Below are 19,987 nucleotides of genomic sequence, written 5' to 3' on the forward strand. Positions count from 1 at the left end.
CCTCTAAAACTTCTTTGTCATGTAATTAAAGATAGGTTCGCAAGAATCAAGATAGTCAACTTCATCAATTAACTCACGCCAATCAAAACGCTGATTTTTGTATTGATGATCATCAGGATGTCTCAAAACTTGCAGAAGTTCTTTTTGTGAGTTAACACAAGGTCCCGGCGTAACATCTTCGTATGGACTTAACAATAAGCCACGTACTTTCTCGTACTGTTTTAAATAATTAGTAATAAAAATAATTGGCTTATCCAAGTGCAGGTAATCAAAATAAATTGATGAGAAATCTGTAATTAAGAAATCTGTATTTCCGAGCAGTTCATATAAATCAAGATTATTTTCAAATAAATAACTATTATTTAAGAACGCAATATTTGAGAAGTAACTATTTAAATCTTCAAACATCCGCATTTCATAAGGATGAAGTTTCACGATTAAATACTGATGATTTGCTTTTAAAGCATCATTTAATTTATAAGAATCAAAATCTTGAAAAGCAAAATAATTACCTTGTTTTATTTCTTCCATAACGAACTTATCTTCTAACTCATAGCGAAAAGTTGGCATATAGATTCCTATTTGTGCTTGATCATCCTTAGTTTTAAATAAATCTGCTAGTAATTTTTCCTTAGAAATTGCTGGTTGATCAATGTAATCAATTCTAGGAAAGCCAAGTTTTTGATATTTTTTACCTTCAATTGCCATACAAGCACTCATTAAACTTTCATAGAGATCGGAGCTTGAAGTTACCAGGTCCGCATTTTTATGCCATAGCTTTTGGTTACGCTTATTATCACGATAGCGTGTATTATGCGCCATAAAGCCCATTCGCTTCAAAGGTACGCCATGCCAGAATTGAATGTTAACTTGATCTCGTCGCGCTTTAAAAGGTTGATGAGTGGTGATCACATATTTAGCAGTACCAATTTTTTTCCAAGTTTCCCAAGATAAGTGAGAAGATGGCCAAGGCTCAACTAAAGTAATGTTATAGTCAGGATGTTTTGCCTTAATATATTTATAAAATAAATAGCCGTTTGAACCGGATCTACCTGAGCCATTTAAAACTACAATATTCTTTTCTTTAATTGGTCGAAGACTTGCAAGGAAACTCATTCCCCATAAGTATAAGCGAAAAAATAAACTTTTCATTTAAATGTTCCTTAAATAAATGGATTTGTTGACAAATATTTAACATTTGCCAATTATATACTCATTACTAAGGGTATAAAAAAAGCTTGAGTAAACTCAAGCTTTTTTTGATTATTTGATAAAATTTTATTTTCTAATAATCTATTCTGTAATTAATATAGTGCTAGTGTTCCATTTCTTTTTACATATTTATCTGCTAAAGAAAAAATTAATATACCAATAACCAACCACAAGATCGTATTAAATAGTGATCCAAGTAGATAAAACCACCAATCATAAAACTTATTGTTAACAGCCAATCTCATCCAACTAACCATGGGACAAATTGGCAAAAAACAGGAAACAATTTTAATAAAAAAAGGATAGTTTTCAAAATTAGTTAACAAAATACCTAAATATATATATTGAAAAATAATTAAAGTACTACCAATTCTTTTAAAGCGCAACACTAAACTAACTATTAGATAACCTAAACCAATTGTTACAATTAAAGATAGTGTAAATGGAATTATAGTAACTAACGGAAGTTTAATCCAGTGACTAGTACATACCATCAAAACTACTAAAACCAATATAGCTTGTAACAAGGAAACAATAATATTAGCTATACTTTTATTAAAAAATAATCTCTTAGAAGAAATTGGCATTAAATACTGCTGTTCAAGAATTCCACTTTTAGCTTGATTCATAATTGTCATTCCCATTTGACTGACAGTATTTTGTACCAAAGACCATAAAACATAACCAACGACCAAAGCATTCAACGAGGTTCCAATTACTCCTCCGCCGACAAGCGTACCGCCCCAAAAGATAGACATAAACATTAAGACTAATAAAAAAAAATCTGAAATATAATTGAAAGGATATCTTTTGTATAAATATAATTGTCTATATAATTCGCTCTTAAAACTAGTCATCTTTCTATTTCCCCCTTAGCATAATGTTCAAATATTTCCTCTAATCCTCTAGTTTTCGTCTGTATTTTTATAATAGGAAGTCTTCCCAGTAAAGAAAGTACCTTAGGCAGATATTCTTGTTTCTTAATGATTAGCTGATAACTATTGCAATCTTGCGAAACAAGATTGCAATAACATACTAATCCAGCTGTTTCTTCTAAATTTAATGGTCTAGATAGATTTAAATCCATAATTATTTGTTTATTTAAATAATCTAAACTAGATTTTATACTATCTGAAAAGACCAATTTTCCATGATTTATTAATAATATTTTATTTGCAATTTTCTGAGCAAAATCTAGTTGATGAGTAGTTACTAATATGCCTACTCCATTGGAGGCTAATCTTTTCAGATTAGATATCATTATTTGCGTTGCACTAAGATCTAATCCCAATGTTGGTTCATCTAAGACCAAAAGACTAGGATCTGCAATCATGGCACAACAGATTCCAACAATTTGCTGCATACCTCTACTTAATTTCGTAATCGAAATGTCTTTTTTATCAAGTAAATCAAATTGCTCTAACAATGCTAATCCTTTTTGCCTAGCAACCTCTTTTCTTAGTCCTCGTTGCCCTCCCCAATAGATAAAATTTTCTATCGGAGAAAGAGACCAAAACATATTTTTTGATCCTTCCAATAAAGCCCCTGTGTTCTTTAACAAGGTAGTACTATTATTTGTTATCTCATTTTCTTTAAAAAAAATTTTTCCTTTATCGGGACTAACTAGATTTAAAATCATTTTTAAAGTAGTTGTCTTCCCTGCTCCATTTGGTCCAAGAAAAGCGACAATGTCACCTTTATCTACTGTAAACGATACATTGGAAACTGCATCTTTAGTTGCTTTTTTGTAAGTCTTAGAAACATTTGCTACTGATAGTAAAGTCATGTTTCTCCCTCCTTCTGTTGCTGCTGTCGCATAACCGCCAAGTCATATAAGAGGTGGATTAACGGACAAATCCAAATATCTATATAGAGTGCCATTAAGATTAAAATAAGATTGAGCATAAATAGAATCATGAAAGACACAAAAATGTTTGCTGATTTCAATATTATATATATATGATTAATCATAAAGACTAAACTAACGACTATAATCAATAATATTTTAGAGTTTGATGCATACATAAAAACTGGAACAGCAACAATTCGATATATACACTCCTCTAAAACAGCGGTTAAAGCTAGCATCTTTTTTTCTTTTATTTTTAGTACTAAAAGAAAAAAAGTTAATAGTAAAACAAAAATATTTATATATAGTTTTTTATAAAGCGAATTAAAGATTATATTATTTGGTATTTCAACTAACTGAATTGATAGGATTCCAATTAATATTAAATTATATATTTTATAAAACGAATATTTGGTATACGCAAATATATATCCAGCTATAGTACTCGAAAATAATACTATGAATAAATTAAGGCATAGGATGAATGTAGTATTTTTCATTGATGTATTTTCTCAATCGCGGATGATTTAATTGGGGAAACGATGGAAAAGTCATTGCTAAAAATTCAGGTATAAATACTCGTGCTACTCTATATCCATTAACATACGGTGGCGTTATATCAAGAAAAGAAGATTGTGGTGCTATCTCCCTTAATCTATCTAATATTTCAGAAAGGTTTTTTACATAGTTTTCCTTAGTGCCAAGTTTATTTACACTTTTAATCCTACTTAACAGATACTTAACATTTTTGATATAATTTTCAGGATTAGCAAAATATTCAACATTCTTATCAAAGTCTAATATCTTATCAGTATCGATCTTAGAAAAATTCATTTTTCTAATGTAATTAGATTCTGACATTTTTAAATCAGCTAATGATTCACAAAATGCTCTTAAAATAGTTTCATCTCTTTTTATTCCTCCCTGTAATCCAAAAGAAATGGCAGGAACATTTTTCCCATTTTTTGATATCAGAAACACCCCATATACAAAAATTGGAATTTGTGCATACTCTGAAATATCAATGATCATGCATTTATATTCATCTTTATAATTTCCAAATAACTTATATATTCTTTCTTTTATTGCTTTTTCTTTAATATTACTTAGCTCACATCCTAAATACTTTTTATTTGCATACCAAGAAAACATAAAAGCATCTATTTGAATATATTCGATTAAACTATTCAATAAAGCTTTTTCCCAATTAATATGAGCAGCCGTTCCAGTAGAAACAGAAAGATAAAACCTGGATTTACTTTTAGGTCCAAAAAAGAAAATATTTTCTGGAACATAAATTACTTTTTCAGGGTTAAACAAAGAATAAGTTTTTATCCAATTCTGTCGTAAATTTTTAGTAGGATTTTTACTTAAAAAGTTACTACTAAGTCTATGTAAAAGAGTTAATTGTTTATTAGTGTAGGGAAATAGATAGTTAATATTTACTATATTTTTCTCATTAAACTCCGCATATTCTGCATTGATAACTCTATTTTGTAGATACACATGTGAAAATACGCCTGCTGCTCTTTCTACACTTTCACCGCCCAGCCTGATTAAACTATCATTCAAATCTATACCATATCCAGACAAATGATAATTAATTTTAGATTTTGGTCCATTTAGTAGTTTTTCATAATTGGGTAAAGAGGCAGTAGCTATATTCATTTGAACTCCATCATTTGCACCAGGCGTATAAAATACTTCATCTGTAAGCAATCCAGTGTATCTCCCACTTATATTTTTTATTTTATCTATACCTAAGGGTGATAATTTCCAATTATTTATCATTTTTATCCTCTAATATTTTCTTTATTACCGTCTGTGCATTCAAATTTAAATTTTGGGATATTTTTTGAGCTCTCAGACCATCCAAAGAACATAAACTACTCTTATGTAACGTTTCTAGGTTAAATTCAAGTGTTGGAAGATATACACTTAGCAATTTTCCTCTCAATGAACTAACTTTTTTATCAGCCAGCATCAAAAGAAATTGATACATAAATAAGGAAGAACTCCATACATTTTTAGTTAAATTCAGTTTTTCTTCTATTTCTAGATAATTGATATAATTTTCATAGTCCGCCATCCTTATACTGTTATTTAGCTCAAAACATTCAAAACAGCCTGTGATATTTGGTACAAAAGACGTTAGATGCATAAATTTTCCATCTATAATACCCATATTCCAACTTTTCTTAGCTTTAAAAAATTGTTTGTTAAGATTTTTAAGTGTATGAACCTTTGGATTATCTAACACAACAAAATAATTAAAGTTTTCATCTACTTCAAAAGTTTCATTCAACAGATGAATTTGTGCATTTCGATTACATAGACAATTATATTTAACTAACTTATCATAATTTGATTCATCTGTTATCACATACAAGAGAGACTGTTGTCGCTCCTCATATCCAATAATTAAGTGATTCTCTATCAATTCATCAAGTAAAGCTATCCAATATGGATCAGAAAAATCATTCTTCTTTTTTCTTTTTCCATTCAATAAATCTAAAAAAAGTACTACAAAATTATCAAAATTCGAATTATGTTCAATGAATGCTTCTCTGTCAATATATATATCTGTGTAATCCCATATTCCCAATCTTAGATACAGTCTGTCTTTTTCCAGACGAAACTTTACACTTTTATCTTTCAACTCTATATAATCCATTTCATCAACTCCCAACAACAGCGCAGGCTGCAATAAATGTATTAACCCCATCAATTTTTAATTCAACATTACTTTTTTCAATGTTGTATCCACCTAACTGACACATTTTATAATTATATTCAGCTGCACACAGAGCAATAGTTTGTATCATTTCTCCAGCTTCTACCAAAGAAAAAATCGTTCCTCGATTACCATACTTAAATTCATTTTCATTTCTATTATTAACCAAAAACATCATCATACTTATATTTTCAAGATTTACAAAGTTTTCTATATGGGCATACGCTGAAAGATTATTTTGATGGATTTCTCCTATTTCTAAAACTGTATGGGTCACTGGCTGATATCTATACACTGCCATTTTCTTTAATCCTCTAATTTTTTGTGCAAAGAAATATAAATTTATTGGATATAATCCTCCCCCAGAAGCATATGATCTATGCTTATTTGAAAATACTCTAATTCCGGAAAATAAATTACTTACATCTTGTAAACTCCAAATAGTATTTTTAAATTCTCTTTTACTACTTCTCTCAAAAAAAATTTGTTCTAGATTTTTATTACTTGACTTGTATACCTTTGGTAATTTAATAGCACGGTTTAAATCTTCTTTTAGATTAAATGACATTGAAAACTTTTGATTTTGCGGATTTGAATATGATTCAAAACTCCTTACAAACTTATCTCCAATAAAATCATTTTCTACATTATTCAGTTCAAGATAATCCGTCTTTCTTACAAAGCGATTATAATAATCTTCTTTACTTCCTGTGGCTAATGAGAAGGTTCTATTAAATGCGAGCTTATTAAGTTTGTTACCACAATCATATATATCTTTGTATTCCATAACTTTCACCTACCAAAAAAGCTCCTGTACCAGGAGCTTTTTCCTTTAATCTGATGATTCCTCATTACCATTACAACTACAGCAACATCCTGCAGCAGGTAGTTCTCTACCTAAATTCTTCTCTTCATCAAACTTACGACTTTTATCCATGATCTTCATAATGAAGCCTCCTAATAAAATAATTACAATAAATTTAAAAGAAAATTTACTGATACTATGGTAAATCCAAGCCATACCATAAATTTCTAGCCTCCTACCTAGTTCTCAATAAAAATTTCTTAATTTAAAGTTTATCTTATTTTTATTTTTTTACTTTTTAATCGTCATATTTGAAGATTTTTAATTTAAAGGTGGTAAATTATTTGTAAATAATTTCAATTTATTCTTAATTAGAAAATCTTTAATTATTCTGCATTGAGTAAAATCTTTTTTAAACCAAAATAAATAATAGTTCTTAACAATTTGAAACATTCCGAGATCAGGGATTGGAGCCAATTGATTAATTAAATTATAAGCTAATTCCACATCATTATGTTTATTATTTAAATAACAATTCTGTAAAAAATTGATACAAATCGTCCCGATTAACTTCTGGATATGAAAAGAGTATTTATCTAATTTACAATTATAAAAATTCCACAGTTGATAAAAACGATCATTTAATTCTTCAAAGTCAAATAAAAGCATAGAGTTACAAAAAAGTTGAAGTGCAGTTATATCTATTTCCCATTCTTTATTCTCAAAAAAAATTATATTAATTCTCGACCTAACTTTTTTGCTTAATGTCTTAATTCTATTTTGAGATTGCGCTTGTACTATCAAAGCTGTAAGTTTTAAACGTTCACTACAATTCGAATTAGAAATTGTCTCAAATATATTATTAATTTCTTTAATATCTTTATGATAAAAAGCTTGAAGTAGTTCAATTTCTAAATCTTTCTCACTGTCTTTACTATCGTGCAGCTTAGAGATAAATTCTTCTTCACTAATATTATTATGATCCAAAATAGCAAATAGATCTTTAGCACTAATCTCATTCAGTCCACGTTCAACTTTAGAATAATATGATTCAGAAATAATTTCCTTTACAAATTCTTCTTGAGTCAGGCCTCTAATTTTTCGTTCTTTTTTTAATATTTGACCAATGTTTTTCATTTTCTTTAGCCCTTCTAAAATTTACTTTTTAATATTTTAACTCCAAAACTAAATTTTTTAGAAAAAAGATGCTAAAACAGATTTCTTAACCTGCTTTAACATCTTTTGTTTTTTACATTATTTTCTAGCAGCGCGTCTTTCAAAGAACTTAACAATTTCAACAATGATAATCATCAAAAGTCCTGCAATAATTACAACTAACCATTGCATTCCATCTAATTCAGTCACATCAAAAATCTTAGTCAAAAATGGAATCTCTACAGCAGCCATGATCAAAGCGGAAATAAGAATTGCTCCGTTGAACCACTTATTTTCAAATGTTTGTACTCTAAAGATTGACTTATGAATAAACTTAGAATTAAACGCATGGAACAATTGAATTAATCCCAAAGTAAGAAAGGCCATAGTTAAAGCATCAGCATGCTGCATAGCTGCATTTCCAATATGAGGACCGACATGCAAGCCAAATTGATATGCACCTAAAACTAAAATACCTTCTAAAATACCTTGGTAAATAATCGAGCTTGCAACGCCCCCACTGAAGAAGTTTGACTTTCTACCACGTGGCTTCTTCTTCATAATTCCTGCCTCTACTGGTTCAACACCCAAGGCAATTGCTGGTAAAGTATCAGTAACTAAGTTAATCCACAACAATTGCACTGGCATTAAGATATCCCAACCAAGCATCGTCATCATAAAGACTGTCAAAACTTCACCAACGTTACAACTCATTAGATAAAGGATCGCCTTTTGAATATTTGCAAATACCTTACGTCCTTGCTTGATTGCTTCAACGATTGTTGCAAAGTTATCATCGGCTAATACCATATCTGCTGCACCCTTTGATACTTCAGTACCAGTAATTCCCATACCAATACCAATATCAGCCTGCTTTAAACTAGGAGCATCATTTACTCCATCACCAGTCATTGCAACGATCTTATTATTTGCTTGCCATGCTTTAACAATTCTAACCTTGTTTTCAGGCGATACACGTGCATAAACGCTATAGTCCTGAACGTGCTTGTTAAAGTAGTCATCCGACAACTTATCAAGTTCAGCGCCTGTAATTACGGCTTTATCTTTGTCTGAACCTTCTTCTAATATACCTAAACGAGAAGCAATTGCAGCAGCAGTGATTTGGTGGTCACCAGTAATCATAACTGTTCTAATACCAGCACTCTTAGCTTCTGCAACAGCAGCTTTAGCCTCAGGTCTTTCTGGGTCAATCATTCCGACTAATCCAGCAAAGATCAAATCTTGTTCGACATTATTAGTTGTTGGATCATCATAAGCTTTATCCACAACCTTGTAAGCAAGTCCTAAAACACGTAAGGCTTGTTCAGCCATATTCTTGTTTGAAGCTAAAATAGTTTCTTTTTCACTGTCAGAAATTGGCGTTACTTGCCCATTCTTTTCGATCTTAGTTACACGCTTTAATAACTCATCAGGTGCACCCTTTACAGCAACAAAGAATTTATCGCCATAATGGTTAACTGTCGACATTAACTTTCTTTCTGAATCAAAAGGAACTTCTTGAACACGGCTATCTTTCTTGAGTAAATCTTCAACTTTAATGTTTTGATCAAAAGCATATTGAATCAAAGCTGTTTCAGTTGGATCTCCTAATAGTCTTCCGCCATCTTCAATTTTAGTGTCATTAGCCAAAATCATAGCCATCATAGCTGGATTATCTACTTTAATAGCTGCTTCATCATTATGAAGTTCTCCAGCATAATAGATCTTTTCTACAGTCATTTGGTTTTGTGTTAAAGTACCCGTTTTATCGGAACAAATAATATCCGTTGCACCTAAAGTTTCAACAGCTGGCAACTTTCTAACAATCGCCTTGTGCTTAGCCATTGTTTGCGTGCCAAGAGCTAAGATAATCGTAACAATTGCTGGCAAACCTTCTGGAATTGCAGCTACCGCTAAGGAAACAGCAACTAAGAACATGTCAATAATTAACTTGTTAGTCGGCTCGCTGCCTTGCTTGGTAAACATCCCCACGATAAAGACAATCACACAGATTGCCAAAATCATAATGGTCAACGTCTTACCAAGTTGATTCAAGTTTTCCTTTAATGGAGTAGCTGTTTCATCGGCATTATTAAGCATTGTAGCAATCTTACCGACTTCAGTCTTCATTCCAGTTCCAACAACAATACCTTCTGCTCGTCCGTAAGTAACATTAGTATTGGCATAAGCCATATTTACACGGTCACCTAAGGCAACATCATCAGCTTTTAAGACTTCGCTATCTTTTTCAACTGGTACTGATTCACCAGTTAAAGCTGACTCTTCAATCTTTAAGCTTGCCGTCTTAGCTAACCGCATATCGGCAGGAACCACATCACCAGCTTCAAGTAAAACAACATCTCCTGGTACAATTTCAGTACTTGGAATTTCTAAAATTGCACCACCACGTCTTACATGAGCATTTGGCGTTGACATTTCTTTTAAAGCATCAATAGCAGCTTCTGATCTAGCTTCTTGGATCACACCTAATATTGCATTAAGTAAAACAACAATCATAATAATTGCTGCATCAGTCCACTCATTAGCTACAACTCCTGACAAGATTGCGGCTACAATCAAAACAATGATCATAAAATCTTTAAACTGATCAATAAAACGCATAAACATACTGCGCTTTTTCTTCGACGCTAAAGAATTAGGACCATCAGTTGCTAATCTTTTCTTAGCCTCATCGTCAGACAATCCATTATCTAACGACGTATGCAGCTCCTTCTCAATCTGAGAAATATCTTGAGCATAGTACTTCTCTTTCAAGGTCAATCCCTCCAATAACTAAAAAAGACTTATAACGAACCCATCGTCATAAGTCTCACTAATTAAGATAAGTCCAGAGACAGTTATCTCGGTTGTTGAACTTATCGCAATAAATTGCCGTTACTCTCTTATACAAGTTTATTATATTAAACTAACGAGTCCGATACAAGTTTAGTTCTTTTTATAAAAATCATCAAAAATAGTTACTGGCAAGTGACGCTTGTGTTCACTCTTCTTCCACAACTTTTCTATTTGTTCAGCTGCCTTATCGCTTACATCTTTACCTTCTAAGTAGTCATCAACTTCTTGATAAGTAACTCCTAAAGCTACTTCATCTGGTAAATCAGGCTTTTCTTCTTCCAAATCAGCAGTTGGTGCTTTTTCATATAAATGCTTTGGGCAACCTAATTGTTTAAGCATTGCTTTTCCTTGACGTTTATCTAAGCGGAAAAGAGGTGTGAGGTCTGCTGCACCATCACCATACTTAGTATAAAATCCAGAAAAGTTTTCAGCTGCATGATCAGTTCCTACAACTGCTCCATTATTTGCACCAGCAATTGCATATTGAACGACCATTCTTTGACGTGCCTTAATATTACCCTTATTAAAGTCAGTAATTTTTTGACCAGTTGCTTCAACAACTTTAACCATGGCATCAACAGGTTCTTTAATATTTACAATTAAATCTTGATCAGGCTTTTGAAAGGCAATTGCATCTGCCGCATCACTTGCATCAGCTTGAACACCGTAAGGGAGACGAACAGCGATAAATTGGTAAGAATCATCACCCGTTTCTTCACGCATTTCCTCAATTGCCATTTGGCAAAGTTTCCCAGTTAAGGTTGAATCTTGACCACCAGAAATTCCTAAAACATAGCTCTTTAAAAATGGATTTTCTTTTAAATAATCTTTTAGAAAATCAATTGATTTACGAATTTCTTCTTTAGGATCAATTTTTGGTAATACATGTTCATAAGCAATAATTTTTTCTTGTAATGGGCGCATTCTAATATCCTCTTTTCACAATTCGATTGCGTATATCGTTAATCAAGTTCATCTTGTTGTCATATAACTTTTGCGATAAATCAACTGGGTAATCTTGTGGATTTAGGCTACGCTTATACTCATCCCATAATCCATCTAAGTTATTAGCCGTAAATTCTTTGGTTTCCTTTAGAGTCGGTTCTTGATAAACTAACTTACCTTCATGAAATATTTCATGTAACAAAGGACGAGCTGTATAGTTAGTAACAACCTTATTGATGTAAGTATATTGAGGGTGGAACATGAAGAGTGCATCAAATTTTCTTGGGTCTTCATCATACCGTGAAACCCAGTCACCTTCATTTTTCTTTTCAGAGTTAGCCTGAATTCTCCAAACTTGCTTTTTACCTGGAGTAGATACTTTTTCTGCATTCGAAGAAATTTTCAAAGTATCGCGCATATTGCCCTCCTTATCTTCAATTGCTACTAACTTATATACCCCACCCAGAGCAGGTTGATCAAAGGCTGTAATTAACTTAGTACCAATTCCCCAAACATCAATTTTTGCACCTTGCATCTTAAGGTTCTGAATAGTCTTTTCATCTAGATCATTTGAAGCATAAATTTTTGCATCAGGGAAACCAGCATCATCTAATTGCTTACGCACTTTCTTAGAGATATAGGCCATATCTCCAGAATCAATTCGAACCCCTTGGAAATTAATCTTATCGCCCATTTCTTTAGCAACTTTAATTGCAGTTGGAACTCCGCTTCGTAAAGTGTCATAAGTATCAACTAAAAAGACACAATCCTTATGTGTTTCCGCATATGCTTTAAAGGCGTCATATTCATTATTAAATGCTTCAACTAAAGAGTGCGCGTGTGTTCCTGCAACAGGAATGTTAAATAACTTTCCTGCTCTAACATTACTAGTAGCGTCAAAACCACCAATGTATGCTGCCCGAGTTCCCCAAATAGCTGCATCAGTTTCTTGAGCACGACGTGAGCCAAATTCCATTAAACCGTCATTGCCTACTGCTACCTTAATTCTTGCTGCTTTAGTTGCAATTAAGGTCTGGAAGTTAATAATATTTAAAATCGCAGTTTCTACTAATTGTGCTTGAGCTAAAGGTCCTTCAATCTGCATAATTGGCTCATTTGCAAAGACTAGTTCTCCCTCTCTAGCACTACGAATAGTTAATTTTAATTTTAGATTACGTAAATAATCAATAAATTCATCATCATAACCACAAGTTTCTTTAAGGTATTCCAAATCGCTTTCTTTGAAATGGAGGTTATTCAAATATTGGATAACGTGACTTAAGCCTGCATTAACTGCATAACCATTACCAAAAGGTTCTTTTCTGAAGAATACTTCAAATACTGAATTTCTTTCACTTACACCCTTTTTAAAATAAGTATACATCATATTAATTTCATACAAGTCTGTATGAAGAATTAACGAATCTTCTTGATCAATTTGTGGGTAAAACATTTTGCCTTCCTCGTCACTAAATAAATAATTTTTTTCTTGTATTTTATTATAATCAAAGTAGCTGAGATATCAAAAAGAGACATCAAATTTGATGCCTCTTTTCTAAACTTATATTTTATTTACTTATTATTTTTACATAATCCTTAATTGTGAAAAATTCTAAAATCCGCTCTAGCTTTTCCTTATCTGCCCTTCTTATTTCATAAATAGTAGTTCCACACCCAATTATTTTCATCAAATAATAGTAGAACTGATCCAAAGTACCTGTAGCTAACCTTCGATCAAACTCTTCAATTTCTGTTCCATAATATATTTTTGTACCTTTTGGAATAGTAATTTTTTCACTTTTTTGAGGGGAAAAATTACTACCAAAATCGATAATTGTTTTTAAATATAAATTATCTAATTTTAAATTCTTAATATCTTCAGCAATTAATGGTGTTACTTCTTTTAGGGACGTTTGACCACACTTAAAAATTATCGGACATAAAGAAGCAATATGTAATTTATTAATTGCACTATACACAGCCGTCTGAGTAGAATAGGCTGGAATTTTTATTCTACTTACAATATGGTGCAAAGTTCGTAATTCTGTTGACAATTTTAATAAACGCTTAGAATCATTTGCACTAAAACTTTCTCCGATTAAGTTTTCTTTCTTAAAAATTCGATATCTTAAACCAACAAAATTTCCATTTACTACTCTTAATCCTAAATTACGTTTAGCATTATACCAAGCTGGCATCCCATTAATTAAATAATTTTCATACACGCTAGTTTCAAATACTTCTCTACGCCAAAAGGCATAATTAGCATAAATATTTGTTCCAAAACCAAGAGCAGTTTTTACTAAGCTGGCTTCATTTCGATAATACGGTCGAATTAAATGAAATTTTCCATCTTTTAGCCGTTGATACATGGCTCTAATGCCTACAAACATCCCATCGCATTTTTCACCAAAAAGAGTGCTTACAGCGCGGTAGAAGACGTTCTGATTAAATAAAATTTTATCTGCATCTAAAACAAAAATAATCTCCCCATTTGCGTACTTCAGACCATGTCTAATCGCTTTAAAATAATTATGTTCTTTTTGTCTAACGTATTCTAGCGTCAGCTTATTATTTTCTAAATAACGTTTTACAATTTCTTCCGTTTCATCAGTTGAAGCATCATTAATCAAAATAATCTCCCATTTGCGATAAGTTTGATTTTTTATTGATTCTAAAGCCTCAACAATAGTATTGGCACTATTATGAGCAGGAATTAAAACTGAAATTTTTCTTTGCTTTCTATCTAGTTCAATATTTCCAAAAACGTTAACAATACATAAAGCCAAAATAAATATTAAAACTAAATAGCTAGTATTAATGACATTTGATTCAGCAACAATCAAACTTATTTCATTAACTAATCCAAAGATAATTATTCCTACAAGCAAATGACTGTTTATCGATAATCTTCTTCTAACTTTCAGATAAAGGATTGCACCAATTACTTCTAACAATAAAAGAACTGCTGCAATATTCCTGGAAAGATTTTTTAAAATAAAATCAGGTAATTCCGGAACATACCAAACTAAAGAAATAAGTAGAACAATCAAATAAACGCATAATAAAACGGGCCGTAATTGTTCACTAAAAGTAATTGCTATTCTAATTAAGTAGAACACAAAAGCTAAAACAGAAATAATTAAAATTAATAAAGTAGCGCCCTTAAGTGACAAATTCGCTAAAACATTTAAATTAATTAAGAGTAATACTATATTTTTTGTATTAAAATGTCGATCCAAAAAATACAAAATTCCCATATAAGCAATTATTGCTAATTGATATAAAGCTCCAATCTCGGCTAAGGATAAAATATCCAGCTTATTCAAAATCAATATTAACGCTAAAAAAACTGACATATAGCTCAACGCTTTTTCTGCAAACCATTGATCTAAATCTTCAAGATCAATAGACAAAGCAAGCAAAAGTAAAATTAAGCCGTATGCTGCACTAATAATAAAAAAGCCATTATCACCATTCCAAATATTACTACTTATTTCGTAAATTAAGGGTAAAAAGCCAACCAAAATTGCCAAGATATTACTTTTATGATAATTTTCCACTATTTTCACCCAGAACAAGTTTATAATAATTTTCAATTGCTACTAATTGATTCTTCATAGAAAATGCATGCATCAAGTACTCTTTTTCACGTTCGGCCATTGCTTCAAGATCATCTTTATTAGTTGTAACTGCTAATTTCAATTTTTTACTAATATCATTTAGATTACCTATTTGGGCAATAAAACCACTTTTTTTATCAGGAATCATTTTTTCGATATCACCAACGTCTGTGGATAAAATTGGCACTAAGTTATCGCTAGCTTCTAACAAAACAAGTGGAAAACTCTCTGAATAAGATGTTAGAACTGCTAAATCCATTTTCTGATACAATTTAGTAATTTCTTTTTGGGTTAAAAAGCCATGAAAAGTTACCTGTGAACTAATCCCTAAATCTCTTGCAAGAGCTCTTAAATTATTAAATTCACTACCATCACCAGCAATATGCAAATGAACATTTTTATCATTAAGATTCTTGATTGCTTTTAGAAGCAAATCCTGACCTTTAACTTTTTCAGTTCGTCCGACATTAATAATATTGAAATATGGATGAGCATATTTTTTAGGTAGTTCACTATTTTTATGAAAGAAAATACCATTATAAATTACACAAATTTTAGTTTTAGGAATTCCTATTTTTTCCACCAAAAGATCGGAAAAATTCTGTGTAATTGCAAAAATTCCATCAGCTTTTTTCAAAGCTAGTACATTAAATTTAGTAAAAATATTTCCAAGCATCCCTCGTCCTTCAAAATCTTTCAAAGGATCAGAATGAACAGTAATAATCCATTTCGCGTTAATTTGCTTTTTAATCATTGAAATAAATAAATTAGCGCGTGCTCCATGAGTGTGAACGATGTCAAAGTTTCCTCTATTAATAAATTTCGTAAGGCGCTTTAAAACACTTAAATCATAACGACTTTGTGCTCCTAAAATAGTAGTTTTAATGCCCGCTTTTTTAGCAGTTTGTGCAACAGGACCATCGGCTAATGTCAATAATTCAAAATCTGCATTTTCAATTTTAGCCTCGGTCAGAAGATTAACAATATGTGACAAGCCACCGCCTTTTTCTAGACCAGCATTAATATGTAAAACTTTCATTTAAATTGTATTCTTTCTATTACTTTTTATTTTTTTGCTTCTTAGATTTTTCTACTTCAACAACAAATTCTGGTAAAGCTAACATCCGCTTAAATCGAGTGGGATTAGTAATTAAGCGATAAAGCCACTCAAGATGCGTTTTTTGGAATACTTCAGGTGCTCGTTTAACTACACCTGAAAAGACGTCAAAGCTTCCACCTACTCCCATCATAATTGCTGGGACTTGTTTTTGACGCAGTAAAGAGATCAATTGTTCCTGTCTAGGAAAACCAATTGCTGCAAAAATCATATCAGGTTTTGCTTTTTCGATTCTCTTAGCAACAGTAGTTAAATCATCTTTAAAATAGCCATCTTCAGCACCAACCAATTCTACTCCTGGATAAACCTTGGCTACCTTTTCTTTAGTAATTTTCATTACTGCTGGCGTTGCGCCAATTAAGTAGACACGTAATTTTCTTAAATTTGCTACTTCAAGAAGCCAAGTAAATAAATCATAACCCGTTACTCGCTCTTTCATTGGCGTTTTTAACATTTTTCCACCTAAGACTATGCCAATCCCATCTGCCGTAACTAAATCAGCATCTTGCCTTATGATCTTCATAAATTTCGGATCTTTATTTGCAGCCATAACAATTTCCGGGTTGGCTGTAACAACCATGGTTGATAACTTATTATTTAATCTATTAATTAATCTATCCTTAAATTCTTCCAGAGAATAATTATCAAATTCTATTCCTAAAATATTAACTTTATTCATTTTGTCTTTAACCGTTTCTAGCTGAAATAATTGTCTATCTACCATTCTAACAAAAAAGCATTCTAAACTTTTTATAGTAGAAAATTTTCACTTTTTTCTACTTCTGCTAGAATAGAAACTAATATAAGGAGTATCTACCATGAAAAAAATTATAACCTATGGAACATTTGACCTATTGCATTACGGTCATATTCGTCTCTTAAAAAGAGCTCGGGCTTTAGGTGACTATTTGATCGTAGGTTTATCAACTGATAAATTTAATGAATTCAGTAAGCATAAACAAGCCTATAATAGCTATGCAGAAAGAAAATATATTCTTGAAGCAATAAGATATGTTGACCAAGTTATTCCAGAAGAGAATTGGGATCAAAAAATCAATGATGTTCAAAAATATGATATTGATACTTTCGTAATGGGAAATGATTGGGAAGGAAAATTCGATTTTCTAAAGTCATACTGCAATGTTAAGTATCTTGAAAGAACACCTGGAATTTCTACAACTCAAATCAAAGAAGACTTAAAATAAAAAAATGCATAATGCAGCTTAATACATCAAAAGCTAAACTGCACTATGCATTTTTATTTTTCAAAAGTAAATTCAAATCTTTCAGCAACATAAGATGCACGAACATACTCAAAAGGATAATGATCATTAAGTTCTGTTACCTGCCGTCTAGTTACTAATGGCTCACCTTTTTTAACAGATAATAAACGAGCTTCATTTTCATTAGCAACAGCAGCTCCAATATTTTCTACTACGCTACCAATTTTATAACCGCCTTTTTCTTCTAAGGTTTGGTATAAGCTGCTTGAAATTTCCTCTTTAGAAAAACGATCGACCAACTTATAAGGAATTGTAGCTACTTCATAACAGATTGGCACATTATCCGCAGAACGGACACGTTCCATTCTTAAAACATCGTCAGTACCTTTTAATTTTAGCTTTTCTTTTTCTGATAAAGAAGGTTTAGTAACTCGATATGAAATCAATTTACTAGATGGAACTTGTCCATTAGCACGCGTAATATCGGTAAAACTCATAATTCCCGACATTCTCTCTTGAACTTTTTGACTAGAGACATATGTCCCGCTACCTAAGCGTCTTTCTAAAATTCCTTCATCTTCCAATGTTTTAATTGCCTGACGCAAAGTCATTCTAGAAACGTTAAATTTTAAGGCTAATTGCCGTTCGGCAGGAATTCGCTCGCCAACTTTATATTTTTTATTTTCAATATCACGCTTTATTTGATTGTGAATTTTAATATACATTGGTTCTTGCATGATAAAACCTCGCTTCATTATCCTCTCAAGTTTATTTTAGCCTAAACAACCTCATTAGTCATTGTTCTTCTTTGCTTCCCAACGCATTCCTAAAATATTTACGTTAGGTCTACTATTACATTCTACTTCGAGATCCTTATCACTACTTGAAACAATGTTTAATTTAATCTTAGCATCGTCTTGAACAGCTAAAGTACTACCATTAGGATTAATAATTAAATCTCTCCCACTTAAACTAGCATGGCCATTTAAAGCCAAAAAGTATTCAAATTCATCTCTCCCTGAAAAAGCAACTCTTGTTGCATCCCCACTTGCATTATCCTGAAAATCTGCATGACTAACGATAGTTGAATTATTTAACGTTACTTTAGCATTGTCACAAGCAATTAAGCGATCAATTTTACTATTTTGAATTAAAGTTCTTGTATTTTTATCAAGAAAAATACCACCCTTAAATTCAGACTGCACTATATTTACCCAAGAATCATCAGAAACATAAAAACTAGAGTCATCATTCTTCTCAACAGTTGAATTTAGCATATTGACCCATGTTTGGCCATGAATCAAACCATACGAAATAGAACTACTATTTAAATCCACTTCTGAATTCGAACTAGGATATGTACTTAAATTACCACGAATTATACTATTAGAAATAATTGCAGTTCCTTTTCCTTGAATCCCCACAGCGGCATACTCTTTAGAATCATAATCAACTACAGAATCACTCATCGTTAAACGAAAATCAGCTTGTGCAAATAAAGAAATACTTGAATTTAAAATTTTACTTGAAAATAATTCAAGCGTACATTTTCCATTAACTGCAATTGCGGCCATATCATTTTCATCACCATAAAGAGTTGTGTTACGCAATGTTAAATATGTGTCAGCATCATCTTCAACATAGATAGTATTATGATCGGATTTTGTTTGCAGACTCACATTTTCCAAGGTAAAAAAGTCGCAATTACTCTCTAAAACGAAAAAACCATTAATTACTGTTTCTTCAGGTGTATTACCTGTTCCCTTGATTGTAATATTATTTACTTCTAAACCTTGATCCAACTCATAAAATCCGGGAGCTAGGAGCAATACGTCATCTGGCTCTAAATTTTTGAGTGCACTTTTCCAATCAATTCCGTCTCCGCGACCGCTAACTTTAACAAGACGTGTCATTTTAGCTAATCCTTTCTGCATAAAAAGTTCACAAATTATTCTCTTTATTTTCAATTAATTTTGCTTAAATAATAACCATCAATGGAGGTAACTATGATTAACATTACTACAAATCAATTAGCAGAAATTTTAGAAAAAGATTCTACTATTAATTTATATGATCTACGAACACCAATTGAATTTGCATCAGGACATATTCCTGATAGCCACAATCTTCCTTTTGAAGAATTAAAATACTTTAATGACCCCAAAAATGAGACCTACTACTTTATTTGTCGGTCAGGAGACCTTTCTAACCATGTATGCCAAATTTTAAAATCTAAAGGATACAAACACTTAGTTAACATTAATGATGGCATCCTTAATTGGAAAGGTAAAATACAGAGCTTAACTTAAAAACATAATATAACAAAAAAGGTCATCCAATGATGACCTTTTTTCGGGTTGGGTGTTCTTTCGAACTATTGGGTTAGCTGGATTCGAACCAGCGCATGATGGTACCAAAAACCATTGCCTTACCACTTGGCTATAACCCATTTGATTGAACTTTTACTT

Annotated in this window: 17 protein-coding genes and 1 tRNA gene; 2 read left to right on the forward strand and 16 right to left on the reverse strand. The window is 31.6% G+C overall.

What is annotated here, in order from left to right; genetic code table 11:
* Positions 1-3: 3 nt before the first annotated feature.
* The 13 genes from H1A07_RS07375 to H1A07_RS07435 form a co-directional block, all read right to left on the reverse strand.
* Complete coding sequence (locus H1A07_RS07375; RefSeq protein WP_210144838.1) at positions 4-1,152, reverse strand: CDP-glycerol glycerophosphotransferase family protein; 1,149 nt, start codon at positions 1,150-1,152, stop codon at positions 4-6.
* Between the two features lie 152 nt (positions 1,153-1,304).
* Positions 1,305-2,069 carry an ABC transporter permease gene (locus H1A07_RS07380; RefSeq protein WP_210144839.1) on the reverse strand — a complete coding sequence of 255 codons (765 nt, stop codon included), beginning with the start codon at positions 2,067-2,069 and terminating at the stop codon, positions 1,305-1,307.
* Positions 2,066-2,998 carry an ABC transporter ATP-binding protein gene (locus H1A07_RS07385; protein ID WP_094503531.1) on the reverse strand — a complete coding sequence of 311 codons (933 nt, stop codon included), beginning with the start codon at positions 2,996-2,998 and terminating at the stop codon, positions 2,066-2,068. The genes H1A07_RS07380 and H1A07_RS07385 overlap by 4 nt, the downstream gene beginning before the upstream one ends.
* A 531-nt stretch (positions 2,999-3,529) precedes the next feature.
* Positions 3,530-4,852, reverse strand: coding sequence for a YcaO-like family protein (locus H1A07_RS07390; RefSeq protein WP_210144840.1), 1,323 nt, complete (start codon positions 4,850-4,852; stop codon positions 3,530-3,532).
* Complete coding sequence (locus tag H1A07_RS07395; protein WP_210144841.1) at positions 4,842-5,786, reverse strand: hypothetical protein; 945 nt, start codon at positions 5,784-5,786, stop codon at positions 4,842-4,844. The genes H1A07_RS07390 and H1A07_RS07395 overlap by 11 nt, the downstream gene beginning before the upstream one ends.
* Positions 5,740-6,582 (reverse strand): SagB family peptide dehydrogenase, encoded by an 843-nt coding sequence (locus H1A07_RS07400; RefSeq protein WP_210144842.1) that lies wholly within the window; start codon positions 6,580-6,582, stop codon positions 5,740-5,742. Before H1A07_RS07400 ends, H1A07_RS07395 begins: the two co-directional genes overlap by 47 nt.
* A gap of 339 nt (positions 6,583-6,921) precedes the next feature.
* The gene (locus H1A07_RS07405) at positions 6,922-7,737 is read right to left on the reverse strand and encodes a helix-turn-helix domain-containing protein (RefSeq protein WP_094503533.1); all 816 of its coding nucleotides are present in this window, start codon (positions 7,735-7,737) and stop codon (positions 6,922-6,924) included.
* Positions 7,738-7,854: 117 nt separating this feature from the next.
* Entirely contained in the window at positions 7,855-10,530 is a 2,676-nt protein-coding gene (locus H1A07_RS07410; protein ID WP_210144843.1) for a calcium-translocating P-type ATPase, PMCA-type, read from the reverse strand.
* A 171-nt stretch (positions 10,531-10,701) separates the two neighbouring features.
* A complete protein-coding gene (nadE, locus tag H1A07_RS07415; protein ID WP_210144844.1) occupies positions 10,702-11,535 on the reverse strand; it encodes an ammonia-dependent NAD(+) synthetase in 834 nt (277 codons plus the stop codon).
* Position 11,536: 1 nt separating this feature from the next.
* Complete coding sequence (locus tag H1A07_RS07420) at positions 11,537-13,009, reverse strand: nicotinate phosphoribosyltransferase (RefSeq protein ID WP_210144845.1); 1,473 nt, start codon at positions 13,007-13,009, stop codon at positions 11,537-11,539.
* Positions 13,010-13,124: 115 nt separating this feature from the next.
* On the reverse strand, positions 13,125-15,119 hold the full coding sequence (locus H1A07_RS07425) for a glycosyltransferase family 2 protein (protein ID WP_210145505.1): 1,995 nt from the start codon (positions 15,117-15,119) through the stop codon (positions 13,125-13,127).
* Positions 15,103-16,218 (reverse strand): glycosyltransferase, encoded by a 1,116-nt coding sequence (locus tag H1A07_RS07430; protein WP_210144846.1) that lies wholly within the window; start codon positions 16,216-16,218, stop codon positions 15,103-15,105. The genes H1A07_RS07425 and H1A07_RS07430 overlap by 17 nt, the downstream gene beginning before the upstream one ends.
* Before the next feature lie 19 nt (positions 16,219-16,237).
* Positions 16,238-16,975, reverse strand: a complete 738-nt coding sequence (locus H1A07_RS07435; RefSeq protein WP_210145506.1) for a WecB/TagA/CpsF family glycosyltransferase — start codon at positions 16,973-16,975, stop codon at positions 16,238-16,240.
* Between the two features lie 139 nt (positions 16,976-17,114).
* Here H1A07_RS07435 and tagD point away from each other — a divergent pair, with 139 nt between their 5' ends.
* A complete protein-coding gene (gene tagD, locus H1A07_RS07440; protein ID WP_057718763.1) occupies positions 17,115-17,501 on the forward strand; it encodes a glycerol-3-phosphate cytidylyltransferase in 387 nt (128 codons plus the stop codon).
* Between the two features lie 53 nt (positions 17,502-17,554).
* On the opposite strand, the gene H1A07_RS07445 is transcribed toward tagD, so the two are convergent.
* Together H1A07_RS07445 and H1A07_RS07450 are read right to left on the reverse strand one after the other, a co-directional pair.
* Positions 17,555-18,256, reverse strand: coding sequence for a GntR family transcriptional regulator (locus H1A07_RS07445; protein ID WP_057718786.1), 702 nt, complete (start codon positions 18,254-18,256; stop codon positions 17,555-17,557).
* A gap of 54 nt (positions 18,257-18,310) precedes the next feature.
* The gene (locus tag H1A07_RS07450) at positions 18,311-19,432 is read right to left on the reverse strand and encodes a hypothetical protein (protein WP_210145507.1); all 1,122 of its coding nucleotides are present in this window, start codon (positions 19,430-19,432) and stop codon (positions 18,311-18,313) included.
* 93 nt (positions 19,433-19,525) lie between these two features.
* Here H1A07_RS07450 and H1A07_RS07455 point away from each other — a divergent pair, with 93 nt between their 5' ends.
* The gene (locus H1A07_RS07455; RefSeq protein WP_094495769.1) at positions 19,526-19,828 is read left to right on the forward strand and encodes a rhodanese-like domain-containing protein; all 303 of its coding nucleotides are present in this window, start codon (positions 19,526-19,528) and stop codon (positions 19,826-19,828) included.
* Positions 19,829-19,896: 68 nt separating this feature from the next.
* Here H1A07_RS07455 and H1A07_RS07460 read toward each other — a convergent pair.
* Positions 19,897-19,968: transfer RNA gene (locus tag H1A07_RS07460), tRNA-Gln, on the reverse strand.
* Positions 19,969-19,987 lie beyond the last annotated feature (19 nt).

Origin of the sequence: Lactobacillus taiwanensis, assembly GCF_017894345.1 — a bacterium.
In the GTDB taxonomy this organism is placed as follows: Bacteria; Bacillota; Bacilli; order Lactobacillales; family Lactobacillaceae; genus Lactobacillus; species Lactobacillus taiwanensis.